Annotated in this window: 20 protein-coding genes; 9 read left to right on the forward strand and 11 right to left on the reverse strand. The window is 65.4% G+C overall.

Annotation, left to right across the window (positions count from 1 at the left end; genetic code table 11):
• Positions 1-30: 30 nt before the first annotated feature.
• Positions 31-900, reverse strand: coding sequence for a hypothetical protein (locus OG716_RS28925; RefSeq protein ID WP_405133738.1), 870 nt, complete (start codon positions 898-900; stop codon positions 31-33).
• A gap of 106 nt (positions 901-1,006) precedes the next feature.
• Positions 1,007-2,404 (reverse strand): amino acid permease, encoded by a 1,398-nt coding sequence (locus tag OG716_RS28930; protein WP_405133739.1) that lies wholly within the window; start codon positions 2,402-2,404, stop codon positions 1,007-1,009.
• Positions 2,405-2,565: 161 nt separating this feature from the next.
• Here OG716_RS28930 and OG716_RS28935 point away from each other — a divergent pair, with 161 nt between their 5' ends.
• Positions 2,566-3,318 carry a DUF427 domain-containing protein gene (locus tag OG716_RS28935; RefSeq protein ID WP_405133740.1) on the forward strand — a complete coding sequence of 251 codons (753 nt, stop codon included), beginning with the start codon at positions 2,566-2,568 and terminating at the stop codon, positions 3,316-3,318.
• Positions 3,315-3,725 (forward strand): cupin domain-containing protein, encoded by a 411-nt coding sequence (locus OG716_RS28940; RefSeq protein ID WP_405133741.1) that lies wholly within the window; start codon positions 3,315-3,317, stop codon positions 3,723-3,725. The genes OG716_RS28935 and OG716_RS28940 overlap by 4 nt, the downstream gene beginning before the upstream one ends.
• On the opposite strand, the gene OG716_RS28945 is transcribed toward OG716_RS28940, so the two are convergent.
• Both OG716_RS28945 and OG716_RS28950 read right to left on the reverse strand, forming a co-directional pair.
• Entirely contained in the window at positions 3,722-4,051 is a 330-nt protein-coding gene (locus OG716_RS28945) for a hypothetical protein (RefSeq protein WP_327143412.1), read from the reverse strand. The two genes, OG716_RS28940 and OG716_RS28945, sit on opposite strands and share 4 nt — an antisense overlap.
• The gene (locus OG716_RS28950; protein ID WP_405133742.1) at positions 4,051-5,256 is read right to left on the reverse strand and encodes a Rieske 2Fe-2S domain-containing protein; all 1,206 of its coding nucleotides are present in this window, start codon (positions 5,254-5,256) and stop codon (positions 4,051-4,053) included. The genes OG716_RS28945 and OG716_RS28950 overlap by 1 nt, the downstream gene beginning before the upstream one ends.
• 214 nt (positions 5,257-5,470) lie before the next feature.
• Here OG716_RS28950 and hsaA point away from each other — a divergent pair, with 214 nt between their 5' ends.
• The 4 genes from hsaA to hsaB are packed head-to-tail and all read left to right on the forward strand — an operon-like array spanning position 5,471 to position 9,046.
• Entirely contained in the window at positions 5,471-6,640 is a 1,170-nt protein-coding gene (hsaA, locus tag OG716_RS28955; protein WP_405133743.1) for a 3-hydroxy-9,10-secoandrosta-1,3,5(10)-triene-9,17-dione monooxygenase oxygenase subunit, read from the forward strand.
• Positions 6,641-6,644: 4 nt separating this feature from the next.
• Positions 6,645-7,523 carry a 4,5:9,10-diseco-3-hydroxy-5,9,17-trioxoandrosta-1(10),2-diene-4-oate hydrolase gene (gene hsaD / locus OG716_RS28960; RefSeq protein ID WP_327143409.1) on the forward strand — a complete coding sequence of 293 codons (879 nt, stop codon included), beginning with the start codon at positions 6,645-6,647 and terminating at the stop codon, positions 7,521-7,523.
• Between the two features lie 2 nt (positions 7,524-7,525).
• Positions 7,526-8,425, forward strand: a complete 900-nt coding sequence (gene hsaC, locus OG716_RS28965; protein WP_405133744.1) for an iron-dependent extradiol dioxygenase HsaC — start codon at positions 7,526-7,528, stop codon at positions 8,423-8,425.
• A 33-nt stretch (positions 8,426-8,458) separates the two neighbouring features.
• A complete protein-coding gene (gene hsaB / locus OG716_RS28970) occupies positions 8,459-9,046 on the forward strand; it encodes a 3-hydroxy-9,10-secoandrosta-1,3,5(10)-triene-9,17-dione monooxygenase reductase subunit (protein ID WP_405133745.1) in 588 nt (195 codons plus the stop codon).
• 81 nt (positions 9,047-9,127) lie between these two features.
• On the opposite strand, the gene OG716_RS28975 is transcribed toward hsaB, so the two are convergent.
• The 3 genes from OG716_RS28975 to OG716_RS28985 all read right to left on the reverse strand — a co-directional run bounded on the left by OG716_RS28975 (position 9,128) and on the right by OG716_RS28985 (position 11,881).
• Entirely contained in the window at positions 9,128-10,060 is a 933-nt protein-coding gene (locus OG716_RS28975) for an AraC family transcriptional regulator (protein WP_405133746.1), read from the reverse strand.
• A gap of 70 nt (positions 10,061-10,130) precedes the next feature.
• The gene (locus OG716_RS28980; protein ID WP_405133747.1) at positions 10,131-11,057 is read right to left on the reverse strand and encodes an NADP-dependent oxidoreductase; all 927 of its coding nucleotides are present in this window, start codon (positions 11,055-11,057) and stop codon (positions 10,131-10,133) included.
• Between the two features lie 149 nt (positions 11,058-11,206).
• Positions 11,207-11,881, reverse strand: a complete 675-nt coding sequence (locus tag OG716_RS28985; RefSeq protein ID WP_405133748.1) for a hypothetical protein — start codon at positions 11,879-11,881, stop codon at positions 11,207-11,209.
• Between the two features lie 222 nt (positions 11,882-12,103).
• Here OG716_RS28985 and OG716_RS28990 point away from each other — a divergent pair, with 222 nt between their 5' ends.
• Positions 12,104-12,526 carry a hypothetical protein gene (locus OG716_RS28990; protein WP_405133749.1) on the forward strand — a complete coding sequence of 141 codons (423 nt, stop codon included), beginning with the start codon at positions 12,104-12,106 and terminating at the stop codon, positions 12,524-12,526.
• A gap of 80 nt (positions 12,527-12,606) precedes the next feature.
• Here the strand turns inward: OG716_RS28990 and dmpG are convergent, their stop codons facing one another.
• Genes dmpG through OG716_RS29005 form a run of 3 tightly spaced genes read right to left on the reverse strand, consistent with a single transcriptional unit; the run spans position 12,607 to position 15,394 of the window.
• Positions 12,607-13,659 carry a 4-hydroxy-2-oxovalerate aldolase gene (dmpG, locus tag OG716_RS28995; RefSeq protein ID WP_327143402.1) on the reverse strand — a complete coding sequence of 351 codons (1,053 nt, stop codon included), beginning with the start codon at positions 13,657-13,659 and terminating at the stop codon, positions 12,607-12,609.
• Between the two features lie 12 nt (positions 13,660-13,671).
• Positions 13,672-14,580 (reverse strand): acetaldehyde dehydrogenase (acetylating), encoded by a 909-nt coding sequence (locus OG716_RS29000; RefSeq protein WP_355123898.1) that lies wholly within the window; start codon positions 14,578-14,580, stop codon positions 13,672-13,674.
• A 28-nt stretch (positions 14,581-14,608) separates the two neighbouring features.
• The gene (locus tag OG716_RS29005; RefSeq protein WP_327143400.1) at positions 14,609-15,394 is read right to left on the reverse strand and encodes a 2-keto-4-pentenoate hydratase; all 786 of its coding nucleotides are present in this window, start codon (positions 15,392-15,394) and stop codon (positions 14,609-14,611) included.
• A gap of 142 nt (positions 15,395-15,536) precedes the next feature.
• On the opposite strand from OG716_RS29005, the gene kstD reads away from it, so the two are divergent.
• Together kstD and OG716_RS29015 are read left to right on the forward strand one after the other, a co-directional pair.
• Positions 15,537-17,252 (forward strand): 3-oxosteroid 1-dehydrogenase, encoded by a 1,716-nt coding sequence (gene kstD, locus OG716_RS29010; protein WP_405133750.1) that lies wholly within the window; start codon positions 15,537-15,539, stop codon positions 17,250-17,252.
• Between the two features lie 508 nt (positions 17,253-17,760).
• Positions 17,761-18,624, forward strand: coding sequence for a MaoC/PaaZ C-terminal domain-containing protein (locus tag OG716_RS29015; RefSeq protein ID WP_355123893.1), 864 nt, complete (start codon positions 17,761-17,763; stop codon positions 18,622-18,624).
• 131 nt (positions 18,625-18,755) lie between these two features.
• Here OG716_RS29015 and OG716_RS29020 read toward each other — a convergent pair whose 3' ends face one another.
• Positions 18,756-19,790, reverse strand: a complete 1,035-nt coding sequence (locus OG716_RS29020) for an AraC family transcriptional regulator (RefSeq protein WP_405133751.1) — start codon at positions 19,788-19,790, stop codon at positions 18,756-18,758.
• Between the last annotated feature and the right edge of the window lie 41 nt (positions 19,791-19,831).

The raw sequence follows: 19,831 nt of genomic DNA on the forward strand, positions 1-19,831 counted from the left end.
CAGCTGCACACGAACCGACCGCAGCTGTCACTACTCGTCTACGAAGAGGTCATCGACGTTGGTGGCCGATGCTGAGCGGACCGCCCAAACCTGCAGTACCGCAGGATCGGAGCAGGAAACGATTCGGTCACGAGCCGCCTGCGTCATCTCAATGCCTCGCGATTCGAGAAGCGCGAAGACCGTGTCTGCAATACCTTTGGCACGGGCTTCAGCGCGCATGCGCTGCGACGTCTCGGAGCGGAAGAAGGACAGGTCCACGGTCATCATCTTCCTCCAGATAGGTGCGGCGAAGCTATTACCCAAACCGAGTTCGGTCAGCTCAGCGAAAATAAGCGCATCGTCCTGATCGATACCCTGCAACGCAGTGGCCAGAGTATGCAATATCGTACCGATGCCCGGATGGTTGGCGTGAGTGATCGCCGACAGGGTGGCGAGGGGAATGTCCTCGATGGCTGCGCTGACGTCGGTCACCAGCGGCACGTTGTGTGGGCCGAGAACCAGTGGATAGACCATGAGACTCGCCCACTGGCGCGGCCCGATCAGAAGTGGCCCGGTTGCCCAGCTGGCGGTGGCGGCATCGTGACATACCACCAGCAGCACCGGCGGCACCTTGTATTTGGCGTAGACATGCGCGAGGTAGTAGGCCCAAGATCCGGGTTTGTTCCGGTCATCGCGGCCCTGCGCCTCGATCAAGAGTAGAAATGCACCGTTGTCGGTTTCGATGCGTAGCAAGGTATCCACGCGACGTTCAATTGGTTCGATCTCCGTGAGGTCATTTGGCAGCAGCGCAACCTCGCGCGGCTCAGGAAATGGCAGTTTCAACGCCGCGAAGGCATGGGCGAATACCTCAGGGTGCCGCTGGAAGATGCGGTGCAACGCTTCATGTTTCGAGCTGACCATAGATGAAACGGTAGATCGATTGATCGAACTCTTGTTCGACAACAGTCGGCATCAGTCCAGAATCGCCTGATTCATCGCGGGTTTCAGTGTGCCGCAGCGATATACATCAGTGATGCAGGACCTCGACCTCACGCACCGGGGCCCTGCTGCCGAAGCGTTTGCGGAGGGGGTAGAGGGCGGCCACTGCCAGGAGGCTGACGGTGGAGGCGAGGAGTTGGTTGCGCTGGGCGGGGTTGGTGGCCATGGCGATGAAGACGGCGAAGATCGCGATGATGACGAACCAGCTGATGTAGGGGTAGCCCCACATGCGGTAGGTGAGGGCGGCGGGGTCTTCGCGGGCGAGGCGGGCTCGAAGTCTGATCTGCGAGAACATGATTGCGATGTAGACGAAGGCCAGGACTACGCCGATGGAGTTCACCAGGAAGGTGAAGACCTGGTCCGGCGAGATGTACGAGGCGATGACCGCACCCCAGGCCGCGACCGTGCCGAGCAGCACCGCCCGCGCGGGCACACCCCGTTTGTTGACCTTCACCAGGGCCGCGGGGGCATCGCCGTCCCGGGTGAGGACGTAGAGCATGCGGGAGGAGACGTAAATGGCGGAATTGAGCACCGACAGCACCGCCGTCAGGATGACGACCTCCATGATGGTGCCTGCCGCGGGGACGCCCATATGGTCGAGGGCGGTGACGAACGGGCTCTTCAGCACCTGGGCGTCGTTCCACGGCAGGATGGTCACGACCAGGAAGATCGAGGCCACGTAGAACAGGCCCACGCGCCACAGCACATTGTTGGTGGCGCTGGCGACGGCCTTGCCGGGCTCCTTGGATTCGGCGGCCGCGACGGTGACGATCTCGGTGCCGCCGAACGCGAACATGACGACCACGATCGCGGAGAAGATCCCGGTGACGCCATTGGGTGCGAAGCCGCCGAACGCGGTCAGATTGTGGAAACCCGCATCGGCATCCGGCCACAGCCCGAACACCCAGGCCGCGCCGATCACCAGGAACAGCACGATCGCCACCACTTTGATGGAGGCGAACCAGAATTCGAACTCGCCGAACGATTTCACCGACACCAGATTGACCGAGGTCATGAGGATCAGCAGTCCCGCCGACAGCACCCACTGCGGCAGATCGATCCAACTAGACAGGATGGCCGCACCGGCGACGGCCTCGGCACCGACCAGAATTACGTAGAGGTACCAGTAGATCCAGCCGATGGTGAATCCGGCGAACGGACCCATGGCCATGCGCGAGTACTCCGCGAGCGAGCCGGCGACCGGCCGGGCCACCACCATCTCGCCGAGGGCCCGCATAACGCACAGCACCAGCAGTCCGGCGGCCGCGTAGGAGATGACGGCGGCCGGTCCAGCAGTGCCGATCACCGAACCGCTGCCGACGAACAGTCCCGCGCCGATCGCGCCGCCGATGGCGAGCATGGTCATATGGCGGCGGCGTAGCCCGGTCCGCAGCCCGTCCGGTCCGGCGCTGCTCGGTTCCGACATGTACCTGCCACCTCACGTTGTTGCTCGAATGTTGCTAGAACACCATATCGAGGCAGGTCAGGGTAAGAAAATCGTCACGGCGCGCGGCCTCCGCCCGAGCGCGACCGTGTGATGAATTGTGTTATCCGCCTACCGCTTCCAGTCGGAGTACCGTCGGAATCATGTCCGAATCGAAGACGGATCAGGTACGCGTCGAACCGTGCGCCAAGCGCGTGCGCGTCTATCTGGGCGGTCAACTGGCCGTCGACACCATCAAATCCAAGCTGGTGTGGGAGCACGCCTACTACCCCACCTACTACTTTCCACCCGATGAGCTGCGGGTGAAACTGGAGCCGACCGGCGACACCCGGGACGCGAATCATCTGGGCACGCCCACCGGATTCGATGTGATCGCGAACGGGACCGTCGCCCCCGGCGCGGCCGTGCGCTACCTCGACTCGCCGACCTCGGACCTACAGGACCTGGTGCGCCTCGAAGCCAAGGCGATGGACGAATGGTTCGAGGAGGACGAGCCGATCTACGGCCATCCCCGCGATCCCTACCACCGCATCGATATTCTCTCCAGCTCCCGGCACATTCGCGTGGAGGTGGCCGGGCAGACCGTCGCCGACTCCCGCAATCCGCGCATTCTCTTCGAGACCGGTCTCCCGGCGCGCTACTACCTGCCCCTCACCGATATCCGCCTGGACCTGCTGCAGCACTCGGATACTCGAACCCTGTGCCCCTACAAGGGAAATGCCGAGTACTGGAATGTGCGGCTCGGCGAGGACGTGCACCCTGATCTGGTCTGGATCTACCGCACCCCGACACCGGAAAGCCAGAAAATAGCGGGCTTCGCCAGCTTCTACAACGAGAAGGTGGATATCTACGTGGACGGCGTCCTGGAAACCAAGCCGAAGACGCACTTCTCATGAGCGACGAGCGGCCGCAGCTGGCCGCGGAATTGGATCTGCTGCCGCATCCGGAAGGCGGCTGGTATCGGGAAACCTGGCGCAGCGGAGTCGAATTCGAGCCCAAGGGCTATGACGGCCCGCGCTCGAGCGCGACCGCGATCTATTTCCTGCTGCTGCCGGGCGAAGAGTCCGCACCGCATACGGTGCGCTCGGACGAGATGTGGTTCTGGCATCGGGGCGGCCCCCTGCTGTTGAACATCGGGGGCGAGGAGATCGTCCTCGGACCCGATGTCGAGCAGGGGCACCGGCCCCAGGCGGTGGTCCCCGGTGGGCTGAGCCAATCCGCCCGCCCGGCGGGTGACGACTATGCCTTGGTGAGCTGTGTCGTCGCACCGGGTTTCGACTTCGCCGACTTCCGTCTGGACTAGTCGTCTATTTCGAGCAGGCCCTCGGCCACCGCGTGGTCGATGGTCCGCTCGAGGTTGGGGCAGGAGTCCGGCTTGCCGAAGATCGGCCCGGCCTCGGCCATCTTGCGGAACACCGGGCAGTGGTCGGCCGGATTGACCGTCCACTGCACGGTTTTCTGATTGCTGCTGTGCTTGCGCACCAGCACCTCGGTACCGCAGGACGAACACGCGATCGGTGTCAGTCCGGACTCCATGTAGTGCTCTTTGTCCAGGACAGTCTGGGCGCGCACCTGCGCCCGCCGCTCGGGACGGTCCGCGAAGTCGGGTGCTTTCGCCCAGGCGGTCATCAGACGCTCGCCTCCTGGGAAGCGGCCTCGTCGGCCTCGCGCTTCTTGCGCAGGTTCTCCTCGACCTCGAGACCCCAGGCCTCATTGGCCTTGGAGGTGTCGACCTCGAATTCGAAGCGCTGCGTCGACTTGGGGTCGATATCGGCGACGTCCACGTAGAACTGGTCGTACCAGCGGCGCAGCTGGTAGACCGGGCCGTCTTCCTCGGTGAGCAGCGGGTTGTCGATCTTGGACTTGTGCTTCCAGATTTCGACGTCCTGCAGGAAGCCCTCGCTGACGCCCTCGGTCATCTTGGCGGCGAAACCCGCGGCCTGCGCCTCGGGCAGACCCTTGGGCTTCTGCAGCGCCACACCCCACTGCAGCATGAACGAGTCCTGCGTGACCGGGTAGTGGCAGTTGATCAGGACCGTCTTGACCTCGAAGCCGCTGTAGATGTTCAGCAGCGGGTTGATCATGTACGACGGCCCGAAGTACGACGCCTCGGACTTGAGCAGCACATCGATGCCGGCCTTGGCCGCATTGCCGATATCGGGGCGGGCCTTGGTCTCGAGGTACTGGGTCGCGACATGACCCTCGAGCACGTTCTTGAAGAAGGTCGGGAACGCGTAGTGGATGTAGAAGAAGTGCGCCATATCCACGACGTTGTCGATGATCTCGCGGCAGTTGGCGCCCTCGATCAGCATCGAGTTCCAGGTCCACTCGGTCCACTCGCCGGACAGTTCCTCGAGCGGGTTGCCCTCGGCGTCCTTGTAGGCGCCGTCGATGTAGGGAATCGTCACCTCGTCGGTGGGCTTGCTGCCTTCGTGGTCGTGCCACACGAACAGCTGTCCGTTGCGCTCGAGGGTGCTCCACGAGCGGGTGCGAGCCAGCGGGGGCACGCGCCGGGCATACGGAATGCCCGTGCACTTGCCGTCGCCGCCCCAGCGCCAATCGTGGAACGGGCAGGCGATGGAATCGCCCTTGACCTCGCCCATGGACAGGTCCCCGCCCAGGTGGCGGCAGTAACCGTCGAGGATCTTCAGATCGCCCTTGCTGTCGGTGAAAACGACCAGCTTGGTGCCGAAAGCGTTGACCGCGTGCGGCTTGCCATCACGGAAGGTGCTGGCGAGACCCAGGCAATGCCAGCCCCGGGCGTAGCGAGTGGGCGCCGCGCCCACGTCGATCTCGCGAACCTTCCCACGGGGCCCCGGTGGGGTTGTCGACATTGTGATCCTCCTCTGGAAGTACTAGAACACGTTACAAAAACGCGGGCGATCACGCTAGTTGTCTGCCCAAACAATGGACAAAAGTCCTCGTGAGGCGCGCCACGTCCACGACACGGCCCTGGCGGGCCTCTGTTCTCGACAGAAATAGGAACGTGTTCTAGTCTCAGAGACAAACGAGAACCGCCCGATTCACCAGGCAGGAGCAACTGGCGCGATGACGCAAGAAGTAGTTGAGCGGGTCGAGGCACTGCTGCCCACTCTCCGCGAGCGGGCCCAGCAGGCCGAGGATCTGCGACAGATCCCCGAAGAGTCCATCAAGGACCTCCAGGCCGCCGGATTCTTCAAGTTGCTGCAGCCCAAGCAGTGGGGCGGCTACGCGGCCGATCCGGTCGTCTTCTACGACACCGTCCGCAAGATCGCCAGCGCCTGCGGCTCCACCGGCTGGGTGGCCGGCATCATCGGTGTGCACAACTGGCACCTGGCGCTGTTCGATCAGCGTGCGCAGGAAGAGGTCTGGGGCGAGAACACCGACGTCCGCATTTCCTCGTCCTACGCGCCCATGGGCGCCGGCGTGGTCACCGAGGACGGCACCGGTTACACCGTGAACGGTTCCTGGGCTTGGTCTTCCGGCTCGGGCCACGCGGACTGGGTGGTCGTCGGCGGACCGGTGATCAAGAACGGCAAGCCGGTGGATTTCGGCAGCTTCCTGATCCCGCGCAGCGAGTACAAGATCAACGATGTGTGGAACGTGGTGGGTCTGCGTGGCACCGGATCCAACACCATCGTCGTCGAGAACGTGTTCGTACCCAAGCACCGTTTCCTCAGCTTCCGCGCCATGGGCGAGTTGAAATCCCCTGGCCTCGAGCAGAATACCGATCCGGTGTACAAGATGCCGTGGGGCACCATCCACCCCACCACCATCTCGACCCCGATCGTCGGCATGGCCTACGGCGCCTACGACGCGCACGTCGAGCACCAGGGCAAGCGCGTGCGCGCCGCCTACGCCGGCGAGAACGCCAAGGACGATCCGTTCGGCAAGGTGCGAATTGCCGAGGCCGCCAGTGATATCGACGCCGCGTGGCGTCAGCTGTCCGGCAATGTCGCGGACGAGTACGCCTACCTGCTCGAGGGCGAGGACGTCCCGTTCGACGTGCGCGCTCGCGCCCGTCGCGACCAGGTCCGCGCCACCGGCCGGGCCGTCGCGTCGATCGACAAGCTGTTCGAGGCCTCGGGCGCCACCGCACTCGCCAACGGCACTCCGCTGCAGCGCTTCTGGCGTGACGCGCACGCCGGTCGTGTGCACGCCGCCAATGATGCCGAGCGCGCCTACGTCATGTACGGCACGCACGCGTTCGGGCTCCCGATCACCGACACGATGGTGTAGCCCCATGACCACCGTTGAAGAGATCACCTTCGAGTCCACGTCGAAGTTCGCGCAGGTTCGCCCGGATCTGAAGCTGCACTATCACGAGGCGGGCGTCGGCAACGGCCCCACCATCGTGCTGCTGCACGGTGGCGGTCCCGGCGCGTCGTCGTGGTCGAACTTCGCGAAGAACATTCCGGTGCTGGCGCGCGAATTCCATGTGCTGGCAGTGGATCAGCCCGGATTCGGGCTGTCCGACAAGCCGACCGAGCACCCGCAGTACTTCGTGCACAGCTCGTCCGCGCTGAAGGATCTGCTGGACACCCTCGGCATCACCGATCGAGTGCACCTGCTGGGCAATTCGCTCGGCGGCGGCGCGGCGGCCCGGTTCGCGCTGGACTACCCGGACCGCGCCGGCAAACTGGTGCTGATGGGCCCGGGCGGGTTGTCCACCAACCTGTTCGCGCCGGACCCCACCGAGGGCGTCAAGCTGCTGTCGAAGTTCAATTACGAGCCGACGCGCGCGAACCTCGAGGCGTTCCTGCGGATCATGGTCTTCGATCAGAAGCTGATCACGCCGGAGCTCATCGATGAGCGTTTCGAGCAGGCGAGCAAGCCGGAGTCGCTCGAGGCCACCCGCGCCATGGGTCGCTCCTTCGCCGGACCCGATTTCGCCAAGGGCATGATCTGGCGCGATGCGTTCAAGCTGCGGCAGCCGGTGCTGATGATCTGGGGCCGGGAGGATCGGGTGAACCCGATCGACGGCGCACTCGTGGCCTTGAAGATGGTGCCGCGCGTGCAACTGCACGTGTTCGGTGGCTGTGGGCACTGGGCGCAATTGGAGAAGTTCGACGAGTTCAACCGCCTCGCAACGGACTTCCTGCTCGGCGTCAAGGAGAAGTAGGCATGAGTATTCGAGCGCTCGGATACATGCGCATCGAGGCCACCGATATGGCGGCCTGGCGCGAATACGGGCTCAAGGTGCTCGGCATGATGGAGGGCACCGGGCCCGACCCGACCGCCCTCTACCTGCGCATGGATGATTTCCCGGCGCGCCTGGTGATCGTGCCGGGTGAGCGGGACCGCCTGCAGATCTCCGGCTGGGAGGTCACCGACGCTCCTGCGCTGCAGGACATTCGGGAGCGGCTGTCCAAGGCCGGGATCGCCTTCCGCGAGGGCACCAAGGCCGAGGTCGAGGATCGCCGCGTCGAGGCGCTGATCTCGTTCGAGGATCCCTCCGGCAATGTGCTGGAGGCGTTCCACGGATCGCAGTACCTGGCCCGGCGTTTCATGAGCCCGTACGGGCACAAGTTCGTGACCGCCGAGCAGGGCCTGGGCCACGTGGTACTGACCTGCACGGATGATGCTGCGGCACAGACGTTCTACCAGGACGTGCTCGGCTTCCGGTTGCGCGACTCGATGAAGCTGCCGCCGCAGATGGTCGGCCGTCCCGCCGACGGCGATCCGGCCTGGCTGCGGTTCTACGGCTGCAACCCGCGCCATCACGCGCTGGCGTTCCTGCCGCTGCCGAATCCGACCGGCATCGTGCACCTCATGGTCGAGGTGGAGAGCTCCGACGATGTCGGCCTCTGCCTCGATCGCGCGGCGCGCAAGAAGGTGAAGATGTCGGCTACCCTCGGGCGGCATATCAACGACAAGATGCTTTCCTTCTACATGAAGACTCCGGGCGGATTCGATATCGAATTCGGCTGCGAGGGTTTGGAAGTCGAGGACACCTCGTGGATCGCCCGCGAGTCCACCGCAGTGAGTCTGTGGGGCCACGACTTCACCGTCGGAATGCGATAAGCAGTGAGCGACAGGGCGACGGAGACATTGGCCATGACTGACGAGATCACGACAGACGACCAGCCGGCGATCGACGCCCGCCAGTTCCGGAATGTGCTGGGGCAGTTCTGCACCGGCATCACCGTCATCACCACCTTCGACGGTGACGGAGCTCCGATCGGCTTCGCCTGCCAGTCGTTCGCCGCCCTCTCCCTCGACCCGCCGCTGGTCCTGTTCTGCCCCACCAAGGCTTCCAAGTCCTGGGCGGCGATCGAGGCCAACGGCAAGTTCTGCGTGAATATCCTCGCAGAGGAACAGCAGCCGGTGTGCGCGCGCTTCGGCTCCCGCGAGCCCGACAAGTTCGCCGGGGTGCCCTGGCGCACTTCGGATCTGGAGCTGCCGCTGCTGGACGATGCCCTGGCCACCATCGAGTGCACGGTGGATCAGGTCATCGACGGCGGTGATCACTACATTGTGATCGGCCGCGTGCAGGCGCTGTCGGAATCCACCGATTCCGGTCGGCCCCTGCTGTTCTACCGCGGGCAGTACACGGCCATCGAGCCGGAAAAGACCGTGCCCGCGCCCTGGCGTGCGGATCTCGAGCACTTCCTCACGAACACCACGCTCGACACGTGGTTGTGAGGCGGGTTCACCCCGAACCCTGGCGATAGAAAAGTGCCCCTGTGGAGTTATCCACAGGGGCACTTCGCATGTGGATAACTTTCAAGCTGCGGTGCGGGCTTGGCGGCGGTATTGCCCCGGGGCCGAGCCGTATTCGCGTTTGAATGCCTTGCCGAAGGCGAATTCCGAGCTGTACCCGGCGCGGGTTGCGACCACGCCTATGGGCAGGTCTTCTTCGCGCAGCAGGCGGGCAGCGGTGGTGAGGCGCCAGCGGGTCAGGTAGGCCAGCGGGGGTTCGCCGACCATGGTGTTGAATTTGCGGGCGAAGGCGGCGCGGGACAGGCCCGAGCGATCCGCCAGAGTTTGCACGGTCCAGGCGGCGGCCGGTTCGTCGTGCATGGCGGCCAGCGCCAGTGCGACGGCCGGATCCCGCAGTGCGGCAGCCCATCCCACCGATTCCGATTGCGGCTGCTCCTCGATCCAGGCTCGCAGGATGTAGAGCAGCAGCGAGTCTATGAGTGCGGGCACGATCCCGTGCGAGCCGATGCGCGGGGCGTCCAGCTCGGCGCGCAGCAGCGCGACGGCGGCAGCCAGTTGGGGATAGCGTCCGCCGCCGGCCGGCAGGTGGATCACCTCGGGCAACTGCCGCAGCAGCGGATGCGGCCGCTGCCCGTCCAGGTGATAGCTGCCGCAGAGCAGGCTCGCGGCCGCGCCGCCGCCGCCGATCTGCACCGCGCCGACAGGTGGGCGCGCGGTGTACTGCTCCGGCCGAGGTATTGCGGGCGGGGTGTCGGGATGGTCGGCGAGGATATGCGCCGAGCCGTCGCGCACGAACACCACATCGCCGGGTCCGAGGGCAATGGGTTCGAGGGCGTTCGCGGACGGGTAGATCCAGCAGTTGCCGTGCAGTACGACATGGAATCCGGCGCCCGCCGTCGCCGGCAATTGCAGCGCCCACGGTGCGCGGCCGTCGGTGCGCACCGAATTCGGCGCACCCGTCCGCATAGAGGCCAGCGCCTCGCTGAGCACATCCATACCGCTCTCCTTCGCCCGGAACCCGAGTTCTACAACCCGGGTTCCGACCCCATTATTCGATGCCCGCCCCTCAGCCGATCGTCAGGACGACCTTGCCCACCGTCTGTCCCCCCTCGACGAGTTCGTGCGCCTTGGGTGCGTCCTCCAGCGGCAGTTCCGCCGCGATGGTGGGACGCAGCAGACCCGCATCGGCCAGTTCGGCAATCGCCTCCAGCCCCGCATAATCCGGCTCCACCGAGATTCCGGCGAAGCGCCGCCCCGCCGCCTCGACGGTGGCCGCCAGCTCCGGGTTCACATGCTCGAGAATGGTGACGAGCACCCCGCCCGGCTTCAGCACCCGCAGCGACCGCGCCCCGTCGGCCACCGAATCGAAGACCACGTCGATATCGCGCACGACCTCGGTGAAATCCGTTGTGCGGTAATCGATCACCTCGTCCGCGCCGAGCCCGAGCACATAGTCGTGCTTGGCCGCACTGGCGAGCGCGATCACATACGCGCCGCGCGCCTTGGCGATCTGCACGGCCAGATGCCCGACCCCACCGGCGGCACGGTGAATCAGCACCCGGTCCCCCGCCTTGATACGGGCCTTGTCCACCAGTCCCTGCCATGCGGTCAAAGCGGCCAGCGGCAGCGCCGCCGCCTCGATATGGCTCAGCGATGCGGGCTTGCGGGCCAACTGCCGCGACGGTGCGGCCACGTACTCCGCGTACGCGGTGGCGGCCCGGGGGAAGAACGGCATCCCGTACACCGCTTCACCGATCTCGTAGCGCGCCCCCGGCCCGGCCTCCTCGACCACCCCGGAAATATCCCAGCCCACACCGAACGGCGGCTCACCCAGCAGCGGGAACGCCCCGGACCGCACCGCGATATCCACCGGATTCACCGAACTGGCATGCACCCGCACCAGCACCTCACCCGAGAGCAGCGCCGGCTTCTCGATCTCTGCCACCTCCAGCACCTCGGGCCCGCCGAAGGACTTCTGAATCACCGCGCGCATCGTCTTCTCCCTCTACCGCTTCCGCCCCGGCCGTTCCGGGGGAACCGAACAAAAGCAACAGTAGACAGAACCGATGAGACGTTGAATAGCTGAAAATCTCGCGTTTTTATCCAGGAGTCTTCACATCACCCCGCCGACAGCAACCCGAGTCACCCCGGCGGCAGCAAGCCAAGCTGCGCAGCCCGCACACCGACCTGGAACCGAGTGGTGACATCGAGCCGAACCATGAGGTCAGCGACATACCTGCGATAGGTACGCAACGAAACATCCAACTGCCGAGCAGCCACCTCATCCTTCAGCCCCCGATTGAGCGCATCGAGAACCGCCAGCGACTTGTCGTCGAATTCCGCACTACCGAACCCCGGCCGGGTGGACAGGTGGTCGGCGGATTCCCATGTCCTGGTGGCGAATTGATGGATCGCACCGACCAGCGCCGGTCCGCGAACCATCACCATGTAGGGATGCGCGGCGCCCGCCCCACTCCACAGAATGGCCGCATGCCGGTCGATGATGAAGGTGTTGTGAAAGTCGTGGCTGGACACCCGGATCTTCGGGCTCAGCGACGAATCCTCCAGCAGCGGGCGGCGATCGCGCGAATCCAGGAAATCCGGCGAGTACAGCAGCCGAACCTGCTTCCCCTCCGCCAGCAGCCCGCGAATCACCGTATGCCCCAGCGAATAATGCCGCTCCTGCCGCACCGGACTGGAAACGGCCACCACCGCCTCGCTCCGAACCCGTCGCAGCAAATGCTTCACATCGCTCCCGAGGTCCTCGCTCGGGTGCAGCCGGACAATGCCGGGCGCAATCGCATCATCCTTCCGCATACCCCCATCATCTGCGGTACCGCAGCATTTGACCAGTCTTGACAGCTCCCTGCCAGCTATTTGTGCGAAGCAGCGGTCACGGAGGGCCGGTCGCGCGCCGCCACCACCGGAATTCTCGGCGGTGGTTGTTTATGAGTGGCGGACCGGCGTAGGGGCCGCTAAGGTCGGTCCGTCCCGCTGCCATTGGGGGCCGTGGGAGATCTTTTTGGGGGTTTGGGCCGCATGGCTTTTCGTAAGTCGACAATTCAGAAGCAGCTGGCCAAGAAGTTGGTCGAGTTCGCACCGCAGGGTGAGCAATTGCAGCTCACTTTTCAGGCGATCACCGGGCCGAGCCCGTGGGTGGATGATCTGCCCTTCGTGCGGTTCGTGATGCTGTTCCTGCGGAAATACTACTTCGTGGCGCTGACGCAGACGTCGGTCGTCATTGTCGAGGCCAGCAAATGGACGGGCCGGCCGTCGAAGTTCGTGTGCGCCGAGCACTTCGGCACTGCGCAGTTCACCGAGATGCAGATCAATTCGATCTGGTCGAAGGTGTACTACCGCATGCCGAATACCGCCGCACCGGAGCGCCTGAACGTGCACCGCCGCTGGCGCACCGAGCTGGACCAGCTGGTGTCACGCCTCCCCCAGCGTCTGGCCGCCTGAAAACGGCGGCGCGAGCCGCACGTAAACGATCTGGGCCGCAACCGTTTCCGGTTGCGGCCCAGTTCATCTCCTGCGGTCGATCAGGCGGTGACCGCCGCCTTCTCGCGCTGGAGCTCCAGGGCGATATCGATGAGCTGATCCTCCTGGCCGCCGACCAGCTTGCGCTTACCGGCGCGCACCAGCATCTCCGCGGCGGAGACGCCGTAACGCTCGGCCTGACGCTCGGCATGGCGCAGGAAGCTGGAGTAGACGCCCGCGTAGCCCATCATCAGGGCCTGGCGATCGAGCAGGCATTCGGACGGCATGACCGGGCGCACAACATCTTCCGCGGCATCGGTGACGGCGAAGAAGTCGACGCCGGTCTTGACGCCGAGCTTGTCGCAGACGCCGATGAACGCCTCGACGGGCAGGTTACCCGCGCCCGCGCCGAAGCGGCGCGCGCTGCCGTCGATCTGGGTGGCGCCGGCCCGCACCGCGTACACGGAGTTGGCGACGGCCAGGCCCAGGTTCTCGTGGCCGTGGAAACCGACCTGCGCGTCATCACCGAGCTCGGCGACCAGCGCCGAGACCCGGTCCGAAACCTGTTCCAGCACAAGGGCGCCGGCGGAATCGACGACGTACACACACTGGCAGCCCGCATCGGCCATGATGCGCGCCTGCTTGGCGAGCAGTTCCGGCGTGGTGCTGTGCGCCATCATGAGGAAGCCGACGGTCTCCAGGCCCAGATCCCGCGCGTAGCCGAAGTGCTGGATGGATACATCCGCTTCGGTGCAGTGGGTGGCGATGCGGCAGATGGACGCACCGTTGTCCTGCGAGATCTTGATGTCCTCCTTGATGCCCACACCCGGCAGCATCAGGAAGGCGATCTTGGCCTGCTTGGCGGTCTCCGCGGCAGCCTTGATCAGTTCCTGCTCAGGCGTTTTGGAGAATCCGTAGTTGAACGAGGAACCGGCGAGGCCGTCGCCGTGGGTCACCTCGATGACCGGAACGCCGGAGGCATCGAGGGCGCCGACGATATTGCGCACATCCTCGACGGTGAACTGGTGACGCTTGTGATGCGAGCCGTCCCGCAGCGAGGTGTCGGTGACGCGCACATCGAGTTCGCCCGAGAAGGGCTTCAGCACATTGTTCATGATCGAATCTCCTTACACCCGAGCCGAAATGATTTGATCGGCAATCACGTCACCCACGCGGGTGGCGGCGGCCGTCATGATGTCGAGGTTTCCGGCGTACGGCGGCAGGAAATCGCCCGCGCCCTCGACCTCGACGAAGATCGAAACCTTCGCCAGCCCACCGGAAACCAGTGACGGCTCGTCGTACTGCGGCTCGTTGAGCAGACGGTAGCCGGGCACGTACTCCTGGATCGCCTTCTCCATGTCGTGGATGGAGGCGGTGATGGCGTCGCGGTCCGCGTCCTCCGGGATGGCGCAGAAGATGGTGTCGCGCATGATCATCGGCGGCTCGGCGGGGTTCAGGATGATGATGGCCTTGCCGCGCTGCGCTCCACCGATGGTCTCAACACCTTTGGAGGTGGTCTTGGTGAATTCGTCGATGTTCGCACGGGTTCCGGGACCGGCCGACACCGAGGAGACCGACGCGACGATCTCGGCATAAGCCACCGGGACGACCCGCGACACTGCCGCTACCATCGGAATCGTCGCCTGACCACCACAGGTGATCATGTTGACGTTCGGTGCGTCCCGCAGCGAATCGAGGTTCACCGGCGGAATGACCGCCGGGCCGACGGCAGCGGGGGTGAGGTCAACGGCGCGAATGCCCGCCGCCTCGTACTTCGGCGCGTACGCGCGGTGCACATACGCCGAGGTGGCCTCGAACAGGATGTCCGGCTTCTCATCAAGGGCCAGAAGCCAATCCGCGCCTTCGGCGGAGGTCTCCAGACCCAGTCCGCGAGCCCGCTTGAGGCCCTCCGAATCCGGGTCGATACCAATCATCCAGCGCGGTTCGATCTTGTCCGAACGCAACAGCTTGTACAGCAGATCGGTGCTGATATTGCCGGACCCGACGATCGCGGCGGTGACTTTGCTTGCAGTCACGGCATACTCCTACTCGGTTAGCTCAGTGTCAGCTGAAACGCAGACGTACAGAACCGAGTCCGGCGAACTCGGCAGTGAAGTCGTCGCCCGGGCGGGCGTCGATGGCGCGGGTGCAGGAACCGGGCAGCACGATGTCGCCCTTCTTCAGGCGGACCCCGAACGAGGCGACCTTGCGGGCCAGCCACGCGACGCCGATGGTGGGGTCACCGAGCACGGCATCGGAGCGACCTTCGGCCACGACCTCGCCATTGCGGGTGAGGACGGCGTCGATCTTCTTGATATCCAGCTCGTTCGGCGCGACGCGCTCCTTACCGAGCACCCAGCCGGCGGAGGAGGCATTGTCGGCGATGGTGTCGCACAGCCCGATCTTCCAGTCCTTGATGCGGGTGTCGATGAGTTCGATGGAGGGCGCGTACGCGACTGTGGCGTTCAGCACATCCTCCTCGGTGCAATCCTCGCCGGGCAGGTCCGCGCCGAGCACGAATCCGACCTCCACCTCGACCCGCGGGTACAGAAACTTCGAGGTGTCGACGGGGACGTCCTCGAAGACCTCCATCTCGGCGAGCAGGTGGCCGTAATCGGGTTCGTCGACGCCCATCATCTGCTGCATGGCGGCCGAGGAAAGACCCACCTTGTGGCCGATGATTCGGGCTCCGGCCGAGGTCCGCCGCCGGATATTCGCCAGCTGGATCTCATAGGCGTCGACCACGTCGATGTCCGGATAACGCGCGACCAATGGGTCGAGCGGAATGCGATCCCGCTCTGCCAGGGCGAGCTCTTCTGCCAGTTCACTCCGTAGCGCGTCGGTCAGCACGCTGTGTTCCTTCCATCGGGGGGCCAGCCGGTGGCCGTGCAGTTACGAGACTAGAAACTGAAACGAGTTTTTGTGAAGAACATCGCCTCAGCAGTCCCATCTGCCAGACCAACATAGACCAAACCAGGATTGATTCTATAACGTGTTCTACATGACTGATCGGGATTACGACGTGGTGGTGGTCGGCAGCGGTGCCGCCGGTATGACCGCCGCCCTCACCGCCGCACACCGCGGTCTGCGCGTGGTGCTCATCGAGAAGGCCGCGCATTTCGGTGGTTCTACCGCCCGCTCCGGCGGTGGCGTGTGGATCCCCGGTAACAAGGCGCTCAAGGCTTCGGGCCGGCCGGACGACCGCGAGGAAGCCCGGACCTACCTGCACAGCATCATCGGAGATGTGGTGCCGGCCGACAAGATCGACACCTACATCGACCGCGGCGCAGAGGCTTTCGACTTCGTACTGGACAACTCGCCACTGAAGATGAAGTGGGTGCCGGGCTACTCCGACTACTACCCGGAGGCACCGGGCGGCAAGTCCGACGGCCGCTCCTGCGAACCCAAGCCCTTCAATACCAAGAAACTCGGCGCCGAACGCTTCAACCTGGAACCCCCCTACTCCAAGGCTCCGCTGAATGTGGTGATCCTGCAGGCCGACTACAAGAAGATCAACCTGCTGCGCCGCCACCCGATCGGCATGGTCACCGTGCTGCGCGTCGGCACCCGCTGGGCGTGGGGCAAGGTCACCGGCAAGGCGCTCGTGGGTATGGGCCAGGCGATCATCGCGGGCATGCGCAAGGGCCTGCTCGACGCGAATGTGCCTGTGCTGCTGAACACTCCGCTCACCGGGCTGGTCATCGAGGACGGTGTGGTCACCGGCGTCGAGGCCGAGCAGAACGGCGAGACGGTGCGCTTCAACGCCAAGTACGGCGTGATCCTGGGCGCGGGCGGCTTCGAGCACAACGCCGATATGCGGCACAAGTACCAGCGTGAACCCATCACCACCGAGTGGACCACGGGTGCGGCCGCCAATACCGGCGACGCGATTCGCGCGGGCATCGACGCGGGCGCGGCCATCGACTTCATGGAAGACGCGTGGTGGGGTCCGACGACGCTCAAGGGCGCGGGCAAGCCGTGGTTCGCGCTGGCGGAGCGCAATCTGCCCGGATGCATCATCGTCAACAACGACGGCAAGCGATTCGGTAATGAGTCCGCTCCTTACGTCGAGGCTGTGCACACCATGTACGGCGGCAAATACGGGCAGGGTGAAGGCCCCGGCGAGAACGTGCCCTCATGGCTGGTTTTCGATCAGCGCTACCGGAGTCGCTACATCTTCGCTGGTCTGCAGCCCGGTCAGCGTTTTCCGTCCCGCTGGATGGAAAACGACAACATCGTCGTGGCGCCGACCTTGGCGGAGCTCGCCGCGAAGATGAACGTGCCCGCCGAGACCCTCGGCTCGACCGTCGAACGCTTCAACGGGTTCGTCGCGAGCGGCAAGGACGAGGACTTCGGCCGCGGCGACAGCGCCTACGACCGGTACTACGGCGATCCGACCATCAAGCCGAACCCGTGCCTGAACAAGCTCGAGGTCGGCCCGTTCTACGCGGTGCGCATGGTCCCCGGCGACCTCGGCACCAAGGGCGGTCTGGTCACCGATAACGACGGCCGCGTGGTCCGCGAGGACGGCACCGTCATCGAGGGTCTCTACGCCGCGGGCAATACCTCGTCCCCGGTCATGGGCCACACCTACGCGGGCCCCGGCGCCACCATCGGACCCGCGATCACCTTCGGCTACCTGGCCGCCCTGAATATCGCCGCCAAGGCGAAGTCGGGCGCACCCGTGGCAGCCGACCAGGCGTCCTGAACCGTCCCAACCCGGTTCAGGACCGGGTTGGGCGCGAGTCCGGGTCACGTCGAGCCCGCGCCCAACCCACCTCTGCCCGCACCGACGCCGAAAACCCTGCCCGCGCCGGGGCGGGCGCTACAACTGCACAATCGCGAAATTGCGCCCGGCCCATCAATATTCGCCAACCGGCCGTCCCGCAATTCCGGCATGTTCTCGGGCGGAATCCACCCGAACCGGATGGGTCACCATGTATCCCGGCCAGAAGCATGCCGAGCGGGACGCGCACGGAGCGACGCGCACGAACCATCCCGGCGAGCGGGCGAGTTACTTGCGGCCGGGCGGAATGCGCCGCAGGATCGGACCGAGTGGGTCCGCGGCCCGCGGCGGCCGCGCCGTCGATGCATACCGGCGGTTGCCCCGGCAGTGCTCGTCACAGCGTCGCTAGAGGCGGCCGGTCGATACGGCCGGCGCGGCACAACGGTCGTCCGTGGGTGAGCGCCCACTGATCTCACAAGGAGAGAACTTCATGCCCATCGATCCGAATATCGCTCTCGGCGCGGTCCTTCCGTCCGTCGATTTCAGCTGGACGCCGTCCGATGTGCAGCTGTACAACCTGGCGCTGGGCGCGGGCGGGCGCTGGACCGACGCGGCCGAACTTCGCTATGTGGATGACCGGAATCCGCAGGTGTTGCCGTCCTTCGCGACCGTCGCACCGTTCTTCCACGAGACCGAGCCGCCGCAGGTGAAGTTCCCCGGCGTCGAGATCGACCTGGCCAAGGTTGTGCACGGCAGCCAGGAGATCGTGGTGCACCGGCCGATTCCGGCTTCGGGCAAGGCGGTTTTCGAGCGTCGCATCAGCGAGATCTGGGACAAGGGTTCCGCCGCGGTGATCTGGCAGGAGCACACCGCCACCAGCTCCGACGGTGAATTGCTGTGGACCGCGCGCTCTTCCATCTTCGCCAAGGGCGAGGGCGGCTTCGGTGGCGACCGCGGCCCCAGCGCCAAGACCGAACTCCCGGACCGCGCACCGGATTTCGATGTGCTGACCCCGACCCTGCCGCAGCAGGCGCTGCTCTACCGCATGTGCGGTGACCGCAACCCGCTGCACTCGGACCCGGAATTCGCCCGTAATGCCGGATTCCCCAACCCGATCCTGCACGGCCTGTGCACCTACGGCCTGGTCCTCAAGACCGCCACCGATACCGTGCTCGCCTCGGATGCCGCCCGTGTCACCGGATTCCGCGCCCGATTCGCCGGAGTTCTCTACCCCGGCGAGACCCTGCGCACCCGCATCTGGCAGACCGGCAGCGAACTCCTCATCGCCGCAACGGTCGTCGAGCGCGACGACGCCCCCGTCCTCGCCGACGTAGTCCTCACCCACACCGCGTAAATCGCCCGAAACAACCCAAAACGGCAGAGCCGCGACCGAATTCGGTCGCGGCTCTTCGCGTTCAGCGGCCAATCACCGACCGCACCTGTCAGCCGGCCCCGCACGTGGTTGTCGCCCGAATGTTCCGGACGTCAGCCGGCACGGGAGACGCGGCCGCGGTTCTCGCGGGCGAATTGTCCAGGGGACTGGCCGTTCCAGGCTCGGAAGGCGGCGGTGAAGGCGGAGACGCTGGCGTAGCCGAGGCGGACTGCGGCCTGTTCGACCGTCAGTCCCGTTATGAGAAGTTCTTCGGCCAGGAGACCGATGGTTTCGGTGGTCAGTTCGCGAAAAGTGGTGCCCTCGTCCGCCAATCGGCGGCGCAGGGTGCGCACACTGAGGTCCAGGGCGGCGGCAATGCGGGATTGGTCGGCGACACCGCCGCGGCTGATGAGCAACTGGCGGACCCGGCCGCTGACGCCCACCCGGCTGCGGCGGCGCTGCACGAGGTCGGCGCACTGCTGCTCGTAGAAGCGAGCGGTGGCCGTATTCGCCTGCGGCAGTTGCAGACTCTGGATATCGGCCGGGCCGGTCACCACCGAGCGGGCGGCATTGAAGACGACCTCCTCGACACCGAGCATGGCGCCGAACATCTCGTAGACCGGATGCGGCGGGAAGGCCACGGCGACCCGGGTGATGGGCGGGCGCATGGGCAGCACGTCCTGCTGAATCGTCCAGATCGCCGCCACATCCCGCTCCACCGCGAAGCGGCGCACATCGCGCGGCACGCCGCTGTCGTCGCGCACGATGGAGACATCCGAGCCGTCGATGACCAGGTGATGCCTTGCGACAGTGAAGGAAAGGTCGGCATAGCGCAGTGCCAGGCCGACCGCATCGCGCACGGTCGGGCAACTCATCAGCGCGAATCCGAGCACGCCGAGGCTGGGCGGATGGCACAGCAGCCCCGCCATCAGGCCCATGCCCGGTTCGTCTCCCACTCCGGCCACCACATTGCGCATCAGGGCCAACTCCTGGCCGAGCGCGATCTCGGCGGTCGAATCGGCCAGATCGCCTTCCCGGATACCCGTGCCGCGCAACAGGGCAGGCGTGGCGACGCCCCGCCCGGTGGCGAACTCAACCAGTAGTGCCGCACTGGTGATGGAACGCAACTGCGCCTGGCCGTCGGTCACAGTAAAAGCTTCGCAAACTCCCGGCCGCTTAGGACCGGAAC

It is taken from the genome of Nocardia sp. NBC_01388 (assembly GCF_045040085.1).
Lineage (GTDB): Bacteria > Actinomycetota > Actinomycetes > Mycobacteriales > Mycobacteriaceae > Nocardia.

Coding starts and splice junctions, on each gene's coding strand:
- OG716_RS28940 (WP_405133741.1), top strand. CDS start 3,315: ATGAGCGACGAGCGGCCGCAGCTGGCCGCGGAATTGGATCTGCTGCCG.
- hsaD (WP_327143409.1), top strand. CDS start 6,645: ATGACCACCGTTGAAGAGATCACCTTCGAGTCCACGTCGAAGTTCGCG.
- OG716_RS28985 (WP_405133748.1), bottom strand. CDS start 11,881: ATGCGGAAGGATGATGCGATTGCGCCCGGCATTGTCCGGCTGCACCCG.
- OG716_RS28930 (WP_405133739.1), bottom strand. CDS start 2,404: ATGTCGGAACCGAGCAGCGCCGGACCGGACGGGCTGCGGACCGGGCTA.
- hsaA (WP_405133743.1), top strand. CDS start 5,471: ATGACGCAAGAAGTAGTTGAGCGGGTCGAGGCACTGCTGCCCACTCTC.
- OG716_RS28990 (WP_405133749.1), top strand. CDS start 12,104: ATGGCTTTTCGTAAGTCGACAATTCAGAAGCAGCTGGCCAAGAAGTTG.
- dmpG (WP_327143402.1), bottom strand. CDS start 13,659: ATGAACAATGTGCTGAAGCCCTTCTCGGGCGAACTCGATGTGCGCGTC.
- OG716_RS28975 (WP_405133746.1), bottom strand. CDS start 10,060: ATGGATGTGCTCAGCGAGGCGCTGGCCTCTATGCGGACGGGTGCGCCG.
- OG716_RS29015 (WP_355123893.1), top strand. CDS start 17,761: ATGCCCATCGATCCGAATATCGCTCTCGGCGCGGTCCTTCCGTCCGTC.
- OG716_RS28945 (WP_327143412.1), bottom strand. CDS start 4,051: ATGACCGCCTGGGCGAAAGCACCCGACTTCGCGGACCGTCCCGAGCGG.
- OG716_RS28950 (WP_405133742.1), bottom strand. CDS start 5,256: ATGTCGACAACCCCACCGGGGCCCCGTGGGAAGGTTCGCGAGATCGAC.
- OG716_RS28925 (WP_405133738.1), bottom strand. CDS start 900: ATGGTCAGCTCGAAACATGAAGCGTTGCACCGCATCTTCCAGCGGCAC.
- OG716_RS28980 (WP_405133747.1), bottom strand. CDS start 11,057: ATGCGCGCGGTGATTCAGAAGTCCTTCGGCGGGCCCGAGGTGCTGGAG.
- hsaB (WP_405133745.1), top strand. CDS start 8,459: ATGACTGACGAGATCACGACAGACGACCAGCCGGCGATCGACGCCCGC.
- OG716_RS28935 (WP_405133740.1), top strand. CDS start 2,566: ATGTCCGAATCGAAGACGGATCAGGTACGCGTCGAACCGTGCGCCAAG.
- hsaC (WP_405133744.1), top strand. CDS start 7,526: ATGAGTATTCGAGCGCTCGGATACATGCGCATCGAGGCCACCGATATG.